The sequence below is a fragment of the Pseudorhodoferax soli genome, from assembly GCF_003337555.1.
GTDB classification, from domain to species: domain Bacteria; phylum Pseudomonadota; class Gammaproteobacteria; order Burkholderiales; family Burkholderiaceae_C; genus Pseudorhodoferax; species Pseudorhodoferax soli.
In genome coordinates this window covers 883,158-896,162 of sequence record NZ_QPJK01000002.1, presented here as the reverse complement: position 1 = coordinate 896,162, position 13,005 = coordinate 883,158, and the positions used below count along the sequence as shown (strand labels likewise).

At 68.7% G+C, this 13,005-nt stretch carries 11 protein-coding genes; 1 reads left to right on the top strand and 10 read right to left on the bottom strand.

Annotated features, from left to right (window positions below):
• Positions 1–61: 61 nt before the first annotated feature.
• The 7 genes from DES41_RS10875 to DES41_RS10845 form a co-directional block, all read right to left on the bottom strand.
• Entirely contained in the window at positions 62–367 is a 306-nt protein-coding gene (locus DES41_RS10875; protein WP_114467625.1) for a hypothetical protein, read from the bottom strand.
• A gap of 67 nt (positions 368–434) precedes the next feature.
• Entirely contained in the window at positions 435–1,124 is a 690-nt protein-coding gene (locus DES41_RS10870) for a DUF899 family protein (RefSeq protein ID WP_114467839.1), read from the bottom strand.
• Between the two features lie 189 nt (positions 1,125–1,313).
• Positions 1,314–2,426, bottom strand: coding sequence for a sensor histidine kinase (locus DES41_RS10865; protein ID WP_170168139.1), 1,113 nt, complete (start codon positions 2,424–2,426; stop codon positions 1,314–1,316).
• Between the two features lie 456 nt (positions 2,427–2,882).
• Positions 2,883–3,734 carry an SDR family NAD(P)-dependent oxidoreductase gene (locus tag DES41_RS10860; protein ID WP_170168138.1) on the bottom strand — a complete coding sequence of 284 codons (852 nt, stop codon included), beginning with the start codon at positions 3,732–3,734 and terminating at the stop codon, positions 2,883–2,885.
• An 84-nt stretch (positions 3,735–3,818) separates the two neighbouring features.
• Entirely contained in the window at positions 3,819–5,990 is a 2,172-nt protein-coding gene (locus tag DES41_RS10855; RefSeq protein ID WP_147282829.1) for a xanthine dehydrogenase family protein molybdopterin-binding subunit, read from the bottom strand.
• Positions 5,987–6,967, bottom strand: coding sequence for an FAD binding domain-containing protein (locus DES41_RS10850; protein ID WP_114467621.1), 981 nt, complete (start codon positions 6,965–6,967; stop codon positions 5,987–5,989). Before DES41_RS10850 ends, DES41_RS10855 begins: the two co-directional genes overlap by 4 nt.
• Positions 6,964–7,425 carry a (2Fe-2S)-binding protein gene (locus tag DES41_RS10845; protein ID WP_114467620.1) on the bottom strand — a complete coding sequence of 154 codons (462 nt, stop codon included), beginning with the start codon at positions 7,423–7,425 and terminating at the stop codon, positions 6,964–6,966. Before DES41_RS10845 ends, DES41_RS10850 begins: the two co-directional genes overlap by 4 nt.
• Positions 7,426–7,800: 375 nt before the next feature.
• Here DES41_RS10845 and DES41_RS10840 point away from each other — a divergent pair, with 375 nt between their 5' ends.
• Positions 7,801–8,787 (top strand): helix-turn-helix domain-containing protein, encoded by a 987-nt coding sequence (locus tag DES41_RS10840; RefSeq protein WP_114467619.1) that lies wholly within the window; start codon positions 7,801–7,803, stop codon positions 8,785–8,787.
• Positions 8,788–9,225: 438 nt separating this feature from the next.
• Here DES41_RS10840 and DES41_RS10835 read toward each other — a convergent pair whose 3' ends face one another.
• From DES41_RS10835 to DES41_RS10825, 3 genes are read right to left on the bottom strand one after another with little or no spacing between them, the layout of a single operon-like run.
• Positions 9,226–10,260 carry an ABC transporter substrate-binding protein gene (locus tag DES41_RS10835; protein WP_114467618.1) on the bottom strand — a complete coding sequence of 345 codons (1,035 nt, stop codon included), beginning with the start codon at positions 10,258–10,260 and terminating at the stop codon, positions 9,226–9,228.
• On the bottom strand, positions 10,257–11,375 hold the full coding sequence (locus tag DES41_RS10830; RefSeq protein ID WP_114467617.1) for an oxamate carbamoyltransferase subunit AllG family protein: 1,119 nt from the start codon (positions 11,373–11,375) through the stop codon (positions 10,257–10,259). Before DES41_RS10830 ends, DES41_RS10835 begins: the two co-directional genes overlap by 4 nt.
• On the bottom strand, positions 11,375–12,976 hold the full coding sequence (locus DES41_RS10825) for a gamma-glutamyltransferase family protein (protein WP_245965650.1): 1,602 nt from the start codon (positions 12,974–12,976) through the stop codon (positions 11,375–11,377). Before DES41_RS10825 ends, DES41_RS10830 begins: the two co-directional genes overlap by 1 nt.
• Positions 12,977–13,005: the final 29 nt, after the last annotated feature.

Sequence of the window (13,005 nt, the reverse complement as noted above, 5' to 3'; positions counted from 1 at the left end):
GTTTGCGCAGGCTGGCCTGGGAGCGCCGATCGGCTATCCACAGAAGTGTGGACGCCGGCGCTCACCCCAGCCGCACCTCGAACCGCGCCTGCGCGGCGGCCTGTGGCAGGTCCTGCACGGCCAGCTGGCGCGCTGCGTGGTTGGCCAGCCGCCATTGGACGAGAAGGGTCTGGGCCTCGGCGCCGGGTTCGTCCTCAAGCGCGGCCACGCGCGCAATCGCGCGCAGGGCGTGCGCCACGTCATCGGGCGTGCCCAGCCGGCGCTCCAGTTCGCGACAGTAGCGCAGTTCAGCTTGCATGCGGGCGGCCTCTGGCAAGGCCGGTTCGACCAGTGCGACCAGGTAGGCGGTGTCGAGCAGGGTGTCCATCGAAAGCTCCTTGATTGGCTGTTCAAGCATACAGCTTTTCGTCGGAATACTGCAGATATATCCAGCCTCAATAGTGCAGCTTGGGGTACCAATCCGCGGGCCGGCCTTCGGGCGTCAGGTCCAGGATCGACCACAGCGCCGCGATGTCCGGCGCGTCGCGCGGGTCTTCGCCGGGGTCGGCCATGGCCTTGGTCATCTCGCTGGCCCAGAACAGCCGGACTGTGTCGCCGTCGCGCCGGTAGACCACCAGCGCCGGGTACTCGCTGCCGTCCTCCATCAGCACGCCGAGGTCGCGCGCATAGTCGTCGCCCAGCGTCTGCACGAAGTCCAGGTCGCGCCAGCCGCGCTCCTGGGCGAACGCGCGCTGGCGCTCCACCGGCGAGCGGCCAAGGATCTTCAGCGCCACGCGCTGCTGGATGTCGGCCGCGTTGCCGTTCACGGCGCCGAGCCAGTTCGTGCACATGGGGCAGGGCCGCTCGCGCTGCGGGCCGTACATCCAGAAGTAGGTGACCAGCGTGGTGTGGTCGCCGAACAGGTCGCGCAGGCCCACGTCGGAGCCCCGCGCGTCCTCGAACCGGTAGTCCTTGCGGATCACCGGGCCGGGCGGCAGCGCGCGGCGCTGCGCCACGAGCCGCGTCATGCGGCGTCGGAATTCGATCTCCTCGGCCAGGAGGGCGCGTCGGGCGTCTTCGTAGGCGGGCGAGGCGCCCGGGAAGGGGGTCTTGCCAAGAGCGGCAAGGTCGAGGGCAGGCTGCATGGTGGGGCTCCCGGTCGGCGACAGCTGGCTTTGTAGGCCGCTCTCGCACGGCCCCGTGTAGGTGATGCGGCTGCCGCGGTGCCAGCCGGCTTGCTGGCCCTCGGGGCTGGCGCAAGGTGCCTGGAAGGGCAGGCATGCGCCCAACAGCAGACGTCGGGGGTCGCAGCCGGGCCGTCGACCTGGCGCCCGCTAAGGTTGCAACGGGCCCTTGTCGCCGATGCTTCCAGGCGCTTCCGAAGAAGCGAACGGCAGCAGCACGGTGAAGGTCGCGCCCTGTCCGGGCCCCCGGCTGTTTGCGAAGACCTGTCCGTCATGCAGTTCCACGATCCGCTTGACGATGGCAAGGCCGAGCCCCAGGCCACTGCTCTCGCTCCCGATCGCGGCAGGTGCCTGAACGAACGGCTCGAACATCTCGGCTTCCGTTGTCTTGTCGAAGCCTTGGCCGTTGTCGGTGATGCTGGTCACCCATTCACTTCCGGCGCGCGATAGCTTCAGGGTGATCCGCCCACCAGGCGGGGTGTACTTCACAGCGTTGTTCAACAGATTCGCGAACACCTGGACGAGACGGCCTGCATCGCCCCACACATGTGCAGGCTCACCGGGGATCTCGCTGGTGAGTTCATGCTGCCGGCTGACCATGAGTGCACTGCTCTGCTCAAGCGCCTGCCGCAGGACGAATCGCAAATCGAGGGCACTCGCCTGGATGTCGAGACGGCCATGCAGGACGCTGGAGGCCTCGGTCAGGTCATCGGACAGGCGCGAGATCTGAGCCACTTGCCGGCCGACGATCCCAGTGGCCCGCGCCAGCTTCGTTGGATCGGTGCCAGCGCGCTCCAGGACGGTGATCGCAGAGGTCAACGCGGACAGCGGGTTGCGGATTTCGTGTGCGACGGTGGCCAGGACCTGGTCTTTTGCGCGATTGCTCTTGCGCAATTCGAGGACGCTCGCGGCCAACGCGCGTCGAGACGCTTTCAGCCGTCCACTGATCACGCTGATGCTGACGCCGATCGCCACGAAGAGCAGAGTTCGCGTGATGTTCGGCAACTCCAGCACGCTCTCCCAGCCGGGCTTCGTGCCGATGAAGAGGTACGTGCCTACCATGGTCCCCAGCGCCGTCGCCAAGATTGCAGGACCAAAGCCGCCGTAAAGTCCGGCCAGGACGATGGAGAGTGTGAGGATCAGGTACGGCCCTTGTTGGCCGAGCAGGGGCGACAGGATGTACCGCAGCAGCAGGCCTGCGGCCACAGCCACGAACGCCAGCGCATAGCCTCGCCATGGGCGGTCGTGGTCAGCGAACCTCATCCGTCTGGAGCTCTGCAATTTCCATGGGAAAGCCAGTCTACAGGGACGCTCGAACGCCTTGCACAGGGGCCTCCTGGCGCTCATCGGGCGGGAGCAGAACGGCAATCACCCCGGATGCAGACAGTGGTCAGCCGGCACGCCAGAAGGAAGCCATCAACGCGCCGTTCCCGGCCCCGCGCCACCCCTGCCCATGCGCTGAGGGGCACGTGTGCAATGACAGGGCGAGCGACCGTTGTCCGCTCCTGGCCGACAGCGGGTCTCCACCGATGACAGTAGTGCGCCCGTAGCTGACCGAGAAAGTACGAAAAACTGTGCCCTGAAGCGGTCGTTCGCAATCGGCGTCGTTTCAGCACCAAAGCCCTCGTTCAAACCACACCACGGGGGCGGACTGATGAGAAGGGGCGACAGCCCCTTTGCATACAGCCGGTGGCGTGCGCGAGGCACCGCGTGCGGAGATCAGCGAGGGCTGTGCTCCTTGATGAGCTTGCCGAATCGCCGTAGACCGATTGCGTCGGCAATGGACGGCGACACGGCGTTCGCAAGTGTGAGCATCTTGAGTAGCCCGCCGCCCATGACATGGGCGCGGCGTCGCTGGCGGATGGTGGCCAGAATCTCGCGTGCGACCACGTCGGGCTCGCACAGAGCAACGCCCATCTTGCGCCACATGTCGAAGTACGGAGACTCCGACTCGGTGTTGGAGGGCACAGGTCCGAAGAAGGACAGCACAACGTCGGTTCCGGCCAGCTCGCGGTTGGCGCCTTGAACGTAGCTCGCCAGCGCGCCGCGGGTCGCCGCATAGGCGCTCATGAACGGCAGCGCCACCCGGCCGTCCATGGCACCACCGAGGTGGACGACCACCGCACCTCCGCTTTGCTTAAGCAGCCGCGGCAGGAATGCCTGGGTCAAGTAGATCGGCCCCTTCACGTTGACCGCCATCAGTGCGTCGACGTCGGCCGTCGTGTAGTCCTCAAGGGGCTTGCGCGGCGAGATGCCTGCGAGGTTCACCACCGCATCGATCCGGCCGAGGTGCTCGAAAGCCGCAGTTGCCAACTCCTGGAGGCTTGCCGGATCGGTGACATCCGCGCGCAGGTAAATCGCCGAACCGTCGCTCCGGTCGGTCACCACCGCGGCGTTTTGCTCGCGCCGCGCCGCGAGCACGATCCGGAAGCCCTCGGCCGCGAGGAGCCTGGCAAGGGCGTGGCCCAGTCCGCCGGTCGCCCCAACAAGAACGGCGGTGGGCGCGTCGATGCCTTGCTTGGCTCTGGCGCGTTCGGTTCTGGTGGTTTCATCAGTATTCGCCAGGGCCATCTTTGTAGTCTGCGTGTTCACTCGATTTACTTTCTTTTTGGCGGTGTCAACAGGCATCGTGCCGCCGATCAGCCAGTGGGTTTTTCATTGACCGAGTACGTCCTCGATTCGGATCGGCAGCCGTCGCACGCGCCTACCGACGGCGTCGTGAACGGCATTGGCAATGGCGGCCTGGATGCCTGCGCTGCCCAACATGCCGATGCCCTTGATGCCGGATGGAAGCAGCGGGTCGTCTTCGTCCAGCATCGTGATGTCGAACTCGGGCATGTCGGCGTGGGTGGGGATCAGGTAGTCGGCGAGGTTGTCACCCACGATGCGACCGGTCGCCTTGTCGGTGTCGACGTGCTCGTGCAGGGCCATGCCGATACCACCGGTCAGGCCACCCACGTACTGGCTGTGGGCCATTCGGGCGTTCAGGATGCGGCCGGCGGCGAAGGCGGCCACACAGCGACGCACGCGCACTTCTCCGAGGTCCGGATCGACGCCCACTTCCACAAAGACCGCACCGTAGCCATTGGCGCTGGACGGCTGGGCTTCCGGCGGCGTCGCGGCGCCCTCAGCCTCCAGGCCTTCCGGCGCACACCGGGCCACCAGGTCGGCCAAGCTCTCGGCGGCGTTTCCGCTACCGCTGCGGACCAGCCCACCAGCGAAGATCAGATCGCTGGCGTCCGCGCCCGCCAGCGGCGAGGCCTCATCCGCTACGGCCAGTTCGGCCAGCCGCGCGCGCAGGTCCGCCATAGCGTCTTCGACCGCTGGCGCAAAGCTCGCCGTCACCATCGAGCCACCGGTGAAGGGGCCCTCGGGCAGGTCCGTGTCGCCCAATTCCACCCGGACCTGGTCCATGTCGATGCCCAGTCCATCGGCGGCCAGTTGGCCCATCGCTGTGTAAAGGCCCTGACCGAAGTCCTGTGTTCCGCACTGGACCAGCAAACGCGCATCGGCGTCGATGAGCACCTTCACCCGACAGGGCTGCCGGTGGACCGGATAGACGGATGAGGCCATGCCGACCCCGACCCGCCAGCGCCCGTCGCTGGCTTTCCCCGGCGCCGGCCGCCCCGCCCAACCGAACTGCTCGGCGGCGGTGGCGTAGCACGCCAGCAGGCCGTTGCTGCTCCACGGCTTGTCTGCATCGAGGTCGCGGTCGGCATAGTTGCGCACCCGCAGCTCGACGGGGTCGATGCTCAGTGCCTCAGCCGCCTCGTCCATCGCCGACTCCAGCGCGAAGGTGCCGGGCGCCACGCCGGGTGCGCGCATCGGGGCGGGCAGTGGCTCGTTGGTGCGCACCACAAGATGTCCAGTGGTGACGTTTGCGCAGCCGTAGAGCGAGCGCGCGGTGGTCGCGGTGGCGTCGCTGTAGTCACCATGTGTGGCGGTCTGGGCCAGCACCTGGTGGTCGATGGCGGTGAGCCGGCCGTCGGCGTCGAAGCCCAGGGCCAAGTCCTGCACCGTCTCCTGCCGCCGGCCAACCAGGTTGAACAGCTGGGCACGGGTGAGTTCCAGGCGCACCGGGCGGCCGGTCCGCTGCGACGCCAGGATCGCCCACATCAGCCAAGGCAACCACAGGGGGCCTTTGCAACCGAAGCCGCCACCCATGAAGCGCGAGACCACCCTCACTTGCTCCATGGGAATCTGAAAGCTGTGGGCCACGATCCGCCGCGTGAGGAAGATCGCCTGGGTGCCGGTGTGAACCACAACACGGTCGCCTTCCCACGCGCAGACGACCGAGTGCGGCTCCATCGGATGGTGATTGTTGACCGCGGTGTCGTAGCGGTTACGCACGACCAGGTGCGCGGCTGCGAGCGCCGCCGCTGCATCCCCGCGCTGCGAGCTGGGCGGATAGCGGCCCGCAAGGTCCGGGGCGAAGGCGGTGTCCAGCGCCTGGCTCATGGCCGTGACTGCGGGCTCGGAGGACAGCTCGAGCGGGACGGCGCGGGCGCAGGCCTCGGCTTCCTGCAGCGTCTCGGCAACCACCAGGCCCAAAGGCTGGCCTGCGAAGTGGATCGCGGATTCGCGGACGAGGGCGAGCGGCGGCGATGGCGCCAGTGCCTGGGCTTCGGCGTGGGAGACGACATCGGCGAAGCCGGGCATGCCGCGAACCGGCTCCATATCGAGGCCGAGCAGTCGGCCCTTGGCGATCGGCGATTGGATCAGCGCTGCATGCAGCATCCCCGCCATCGGCGTCTCCGCCTCGTAGACGGCGCGGCCCGTTACTTTGAGCGCGGCCTCCAGGCGAACAGGACTTTGATGAACTGTCACGTTGTGCCTCCCACCGTGTCGAGCGCCCGGCGCACGGCGCGCTGCAGGAGCTCGATCTTGAAGCCGTTGTGTTCGAGCGGCTGAGCGCCCTCGACTGCCAGTGCCGCAGCGCCTTCGAAGACTGCTTGCGTCGGTCGCTGCCCGAGCAGAGCCGCTTCGCATTGCGCCAGTCGCCAGGGGCGGGACGCGACCCCGCCGGCGACCAGCCGAACATGTGCGATCCGTTCGTCCTCGACGCGCAGCACGGCCGCCACCGAAACCACTGCGAATTCGAACGAGGCCCGGTCGCGAACCTTCAGGTAGGTCGACCGCGCCCCGCCACCCTCCGGGACCTCGACCGCGGCGATCAACTCGCCCGGCTCCAGTACGGTGTCGAGTTGGGGCGTTTCGCCGGGCAACCGGTACAGATCCACGGCGGGCACGCGGCGCTTGCCGCCAGAGTGCGCAACCAAGACCTCGGCATCGAGAGCAGTCAGCGCCACGGCAAGGTCCGAGGGGTGGGTGGCGACGCAGGCCTCACTGGCGCCAAAGAGGGCATGACCACGGTTCTCGCCCGTCCGCGCGCCGCAGCCCGAACCGGGCTCGCGCTTGTTGCAAGGCAGGGCGTCGTTGCGGAAATAGGCGCAGCGGGTTCGCTGCAGCAGCGCGCCGCCAACGGTGGCCATGTTTCGCACCTGACCCGAGGCGCTGGCCTTGATGGCCTCGGCGATCAGCGGCCAGCGGGCATTGACGGTCGGATCCGTCGCAACCTCGCTGAGCGTTGACAGGGCGCCCAGCTGCAAGCTGGTCCCAGCCATGATCTCGGCCAGCGGCAGGCGCGAAATGTCCACGACCCGGCCCAGCGCTTCGGCGCGAACCTTCCACAGCGGCAGCAGATCGGTGCCACCCGCCAAATACATCGACCCCGTCTCAGCGCCCATGGCCAGCGCCTCAGCCAGGTCGGCCGGCCGCGCGTAGTCGAACACGGCGCCGCTCATAACCCCGCCACCTCGGCGACGGCGGCCACGATGTTGGGCTGGGCCCCGCAGCGGCACAGATTGCCCGACAGCCCCTCACGGATCGCATCCCGACTGTCGACGCCTTCCTGCAGCAGCGCCACGGCGGACAAGATCTGGCCCGGTGTGCAATAGCCGCATTGCAGCGCATCGTGGCGGATGAAAGCGTCCTGCAAGGGGTGTAGCAAGCCGCCCGAGGCCAGCCCCTCGATCGTTGTGATCGCCCGGCCGTAGTACGAATGCGCCAGCGCCAGGCACGCTTTGATGCGCTTACCGTCGGCCAAGACCGTGCAGGCCCCGCAGGCGCCCAGGTCACAGCCCTTCTTTACGCCTGTGAGCCGCAGCTCGTCGCGCAGGACATCGAGCAGCGTGGCGGTGGGCAGAAGCGTCAGGGTTCGCGCCTCCCCGTTCACAGTGAGCGAAAGCACATGTGTCTTCATTCGCTTTTCTCCATCTTGATGAGTTGGTACGAAGCTCCGCAAACAGGCTGCGCTCGTTCGAGGAGAGGCGTTTCAGGCTCGACGTCGATCGTGTCGGACGTTCTGTCAACGGCCGACTCCATGTCGCTTGTGCTGTCGATGCCCCGGGTCATTGTTTCGACGGAGCAAGCTGCGCGCACTAGCCGATGACGCCAGAATGGCGGCCTAACGCGCCAACATGGTTCTGCCTCGTTGGCGCGATCCGCCGATGCGCTGGCGCGATGCGCGCACTAGACTTGGCGGATGCCTTATGAGCGTATCGACGACCTGACTGCTCCCGACAACCGCCCTAGCCACTCCCGCTCCCTGTGGGTCTGGCCCGGTTGGCAGGTGCTGATGCAAGACGCCGGGGTGGACCGCGCCAACGTGCTGCGCCGCGCGAAACTGCCAGGCGACCTGTTCGCACGTGACAGTGTGCGGCTCGATGCCGCGACCTACTTCCGGCTCTGGGAGGCCATCGACGAGGAGGCCGGGAAAGCGGGAGGGCCCGCGCCGTTGCGCTTTGCGAAGAAGATGTCGGTCGACTGGTTCAATCTGGAACTGTTCGTCGCCTTGTGCAGCGAAGACATGAACAGTGCGCTGGCCCGCCTCGCCAAATACAAGAGCGGGCCGATGGCGCTAAAGATCGAGCACGGTGCACGTGGCACCACGGCCGCCATGGAGTTCCTTGACGACGCGCTGACGCCCCCACGGGTGCTCATGGCGTTCAAACTGGTCTTCTTCGTGCAGCTCGCGCGCCTGGCCACGCGCAGCCCGGTGCAGCCACTGCGCATCGGCTGGCCCTCGCCGGACCTCTCGGCCTCCGATGCACGCGCCTACGCCAGCTGGTTCGGCGTTCCGGTCGAAGACATGCCTTTGCCCACCGTGGTCTTCGCGGCCGAAGATGCTGAGCGCCCGTTCCTCACGGCGAACCATGGCATGTGGAAGGTCTTCGAACCGGCCTTGCGTCAGCGCCTGGACGATCTGGAGAAGAACGCCAGCACTGTCGAACGCTTGCGCAGTGCGCTAGTGGAGGCGCTGCCCGCTGGCGAAGTGTCGATGCCGGCGGTGTGTAGAAGACTCGGAGTCAGCACGCGCACCCTGCAACGCAGGCTGCAGGAAGAGGGGAGCAGCTTCCAGCAGACGCTCGACGCTGTGCGCAATTCACTGGCGCACCATTACCTGCACAGCACTTCGTTGTCCGGCACGGAGATCTCGTTTCTGCTCGGCTTCGAGGATCCCAACTCCTTCGTGCGAGCCTTCCAGACGTGGACCGGATCGACGCCACAGGCGGTCCGTTTGGCGCAATCGAAAAGCGGGACGGGATCCAGCCCTGGTGCGTAATGTTGGCGTAGCTTTTGCCCACCGGGGCATCGTATGCTTCCCCTCGGCATGACCGCAGTGCGATGGTGCTGCGAGACGCTCCCGATGAAGGCAGTCCGCGACAGTGCCTTCGCGTCGCCGCAGGTGTGAAGGTGAAGGAGGCTGCCGATTGCTACGGCCGGTGACGGCAACGCGAATTTTTCCCGAGGCGTTCGCCGCCCACTGTTGCGCACTTTCGGCGTCGCAAACCGGACATTCGTGTGAGTCCGCTGATGGCCGTCTGCAGCCCGTGACCGGCAGCCCCTAGCGACTCTTGTCGCTGCCGTTCAAACCAATACACAACCCACAGCCGCAAGACATTGGCAAAGTCCGCGCGGGTGTCCACCTCGCGGAAGAAGTCCAAGCGCCGCACCGCTCTTCTTGCGGCGCGGCGCTTTCGACTTCAGAAGCAGGAACCCTTCACTTCGGCACCATCAGCCTGTCAGCCGCCGGCAAATACTGCGCCGTGAACACATCGGCGATGTCCGGTGCCGCAATTCCCAGCGCCGCGGACACGTCCTGCATCGACTTGCGCAGGCGCGCGGGGTCGACCTGGCCCAGCCCCTTCTCGCGCACCCAGGGCGTCACGATGGACCAGTCCAGCGACAACTGCATGCGCTCTTGCTCCACTTTGCGGTTGACCAGGCCGTCGCGCTGCGCGAGTGCCTCGATGGCCACCTCGGGTTTCTGGATGCTGGTGACGATGCCGTCGGCCACGCACTGCGTGAGCGCCGTGATGGCCTGGGCATGGGCCTGCGCGAAGCTGCGCTTGACCACCAGCGCGCTGCCGTACAGCGAGGCGCCGTACTGCGGAAAGCGCATGACCACGATGTCCTCGGCCGGCACGCCCACCGCGCGCACGCCCATGTAGCCCGTGAAGGCCGCGCCGCTGATCGCATCGGCCTGCTTGCGCGCCAGCATGGTTTCGCGCATCTCGGGCGACACGTTGATCCAGTTCACGCTGGCCGGGTCGATGCCGTTGGCCCTGGCCAGGATCGGGAACAGCCGGCGCGAGGCGTCGCCCGGCGGCGCGGCGATCGATTTGCCCACCAGGTCGGCGGGCTTGGTCACGCCGGTGTCCTTGCGCGTGATGATGGACAGCGAGGCGCCGTCGTAGACCATGAAGAAGGCGATCAGCCGGTCTTCGGGCTTGGCCTGCTTGGCGTTGTATTCAACCATCGCGTTGATGTCGGCAAAGCCCACGTCGTAGGTGCCGGCGCCGACCTTGATGACCGTGTCGCCCGAGCCGAAGCCGCGGTCCGTCGTCACGTCCAGGCCGGCCTTCTTGTAGCAGCCGTTCTCGTGCGGCACCAGGAACGGCGCCTGCGGGCCCTGGAACACCCAATCGAGCGCGAAGCGGATCTTGGTGGGCTGCTGGGCGTGGCTGGCGCAGGCCAGCGCGGCCCATGCCAGCAGGGCGCCGGTGCGGATGCGGGAGAGGGCAGGCAGCTTCATGGGGTGGGCCTTTCGGATGCAGAGGGAAAGAACAAGGCAGGGTCGGGCGCATACCAGCCGCGGCCGATGAGCCCGGCCTCGCCGGAGGCGTCCAGCACGGCCAGGTTGACCAGCGGCGGCAGGCCGCTGGCGGCCACGCGCGTGGGATCGACCAGGCCCGAGACGGTGTCGCTCACCAGCGCGCGGCGCTGCGCCAGGTCGGTCGGCAGCGAGGCCTGCCACTCATCGCACAGCGCGGGCGCGGCCGGCAAGGCCTGGCCGCCCAGGCCGCAGAAATCGAGCACGGCGCTGTCGCCGATGGCCCCCAGCGCGGTGGCGCCGGCATGCTGGGGAAAGCGCGTGCCGGTGGGCGGTGTGGCATCGATGGCGCGCCAGCCGGCATCGCCGCGCAGCCGCAGGCCGAAGCGCAGGCCGTTGCCGCCCACGGCCGCGATGCGCCCACCGCCATGGCGCAGGCGCCAGGCAGCGGCGGCCATCAGGATGGTCAGCACGAAGCCGGGGCTGCCGGCCAGCAGCGCGCGGTCGTCGTCCGCCAGGCCATCGAGCCGGGCCAGCAGCGCGGCGTTGGCGGCGCCGGTGCGCCCGTGGCATTCGTCGCCCTCGGCCAACGCCTGGGCGATGACGGGTGCCAGCACCAGCGGCCTGGCCTGCAGCAGCGGCGCCAGGCGCTGCAGACCCAGCTCGGTGATGGCCTGCAGGCGCGGCAGCGCGGCCGGGTCGCTGGTGCCGAAGCGCAGCGCGGGCGGCGGGCCCTCCACCAGCGGCGCCCAGGCCTGCGTGGCGCCATCGCCGACCTCGGCCAGCGGCATCGCGGCCGAGACCACCTGCGCCAGCGGCGTGGCCACGCCATGGTCCTGCGCGGGGAGCAACCGCACGGCGCCCGTGGCCAGCAGCGCCTGGGCGCCGGCCACGTCGTCGGCCAGTCCCTCGAACAGCACGGCCTGGACTGCCGCCTGGCGCACCGGAGCGGGCGGCGGGCCGTCGAACGGCGGGCCGGCGTGCAGCAGCACGTCGCGGCCCAGGTGCGGCAGCGCCACGCGGCGGCGCACCACGTTGCGCCAGGCGGCGCCGGCGAAGGGCGCGGCCCAGGCGGAGAAGTCGGTCGGTGTGTCCATCAATACGCGGCAACGCTGCCGTCGGAGCGGGGGTCGAAGCCGCCGGTGCAGGTGCCTGCCGCGTCGCGCAGGATGCAGCCGGCATGGCCGAAGGTCTCGTCGAAGGCGCCCAGCACTTCGACGGCGTGGCCACGCGCGCGCAGTTCCTGCACCGTGGCATCGGGAAAGCGGCTTTCGAGCTTCAGCGAGTCGCTGCTCTGGCCCCAGGTGCGGCCCAGCAGCCAGCGCGGCGCGGCGATGGCGGCCTGCGGATCGAGCCCGTGCACCACGCAGCGCGTGAACACGGCCGACTGGCTTTGCGGCTGGCCGTCGCCGCCCATGTTGCCGTAGACCATGGTGCGGCCGTCGTTCAGCAGCGCCAGCGCCGGGTTCAGCGTGTGGAAGGGCTTCTTGCGCGGTGCCAGCGTGTTGATGTGGCCCGGGTCGAGCGAGAACGACGCGCCGCGGTTCTGCCAGTTCACGCCGCTGCCCTGCAGCACCACGCCCGAGCCGAACTCGTGGTAGATGCTCTGGATCATCGAGACCGCGTTGCCCTGGCCGTCGACCACGCCCATCCAGATGGTGTCGGCCGGGCCCTTGCCTTGCCCCCAGGCCGCCGCGCGGCCCATGTCGATGCGCGCGGCCATGGCGTCCAGCGCGGCCGGCTGCAGGAAGCTGGCCGGGTCCACCGTCATGCAGCCGGGGTCGGTGATGTGGCCGTCGCGCACGCTGAAGGCCTGCTTGACCGACTCGGCCGCTGCGTGCACGTAGTCGGCGCCCAGGTGGTCGAAGCGCTCCACGCCCAGCCGGTCCATCAGGCCCAAAATGATCAGCGACACCAGGCCCTGCGTGGGCGGCGGCATGTTGTAGACGGTGCCGGCGCGGTGCGCCAGCTGCAGCGGCTGGCGCAGCAGCGCGCGGTGCTGGGCCAGGTCGTCCAGCGCCAGCGGGCTGCCCACGGCCTGCAGGTCGCGCGCCAGGCTGCGCGCCAGGTCGCCGCGGTAGAAGTCGTCGAGCCCGGCGCGGGCCAAGTGCTCGAAGGTGGCGGCCAGCCGCGGCTGGCGGAACAGGCTGCCCACCGCCGGTGCCCCGCCGCCCGGCAGGAAGGTCTCGGCAAAGCCGGGAATGGCCTGCAGCTCGGCCTGCTTGGCCGCGCTGTTGCGGTGCTGGCTCACGGTCACGGGCACGCCGTGGCGCGCACCATCGATGGCGTCGGCCAGCAGCCGGTCCAGCGGCATCCGGCCGCCCAGCCGCGTGCGGCTCAGGGCCAGCGCCTGGTCCCAGCCCGACAGCGTGCCGGCCACGGTGATCGCGGCCGTGCCGCCGCGGAACGGGATGGCGGGGCGGCCGGCGTAGTCCTCGCGGCGCACGGCCGCGGCGCTGGCGCCGCAGGCGTCGATGCCTACCACCTCGGTGCCGCTGGCGCCCGGCATGCCGACCAGCCAGAAGCTGTCGCCGCCGATGCCGTTCATGTGCGGGTAGGCCACGGCGATGGTGGCGGCCGCAGCCACCATGGCCTCGACCGCGTTGCCGCCTTCGCGCAGCACGGCCAGGGCCGATTGCGAGGCGAGTGCGTGGGGCGCGACCGCCATGCCGCGGCGGCCTCGTACGGGCTGTGTCATGGGAAAGGGTTCCTCAGTCGGAGATGCCG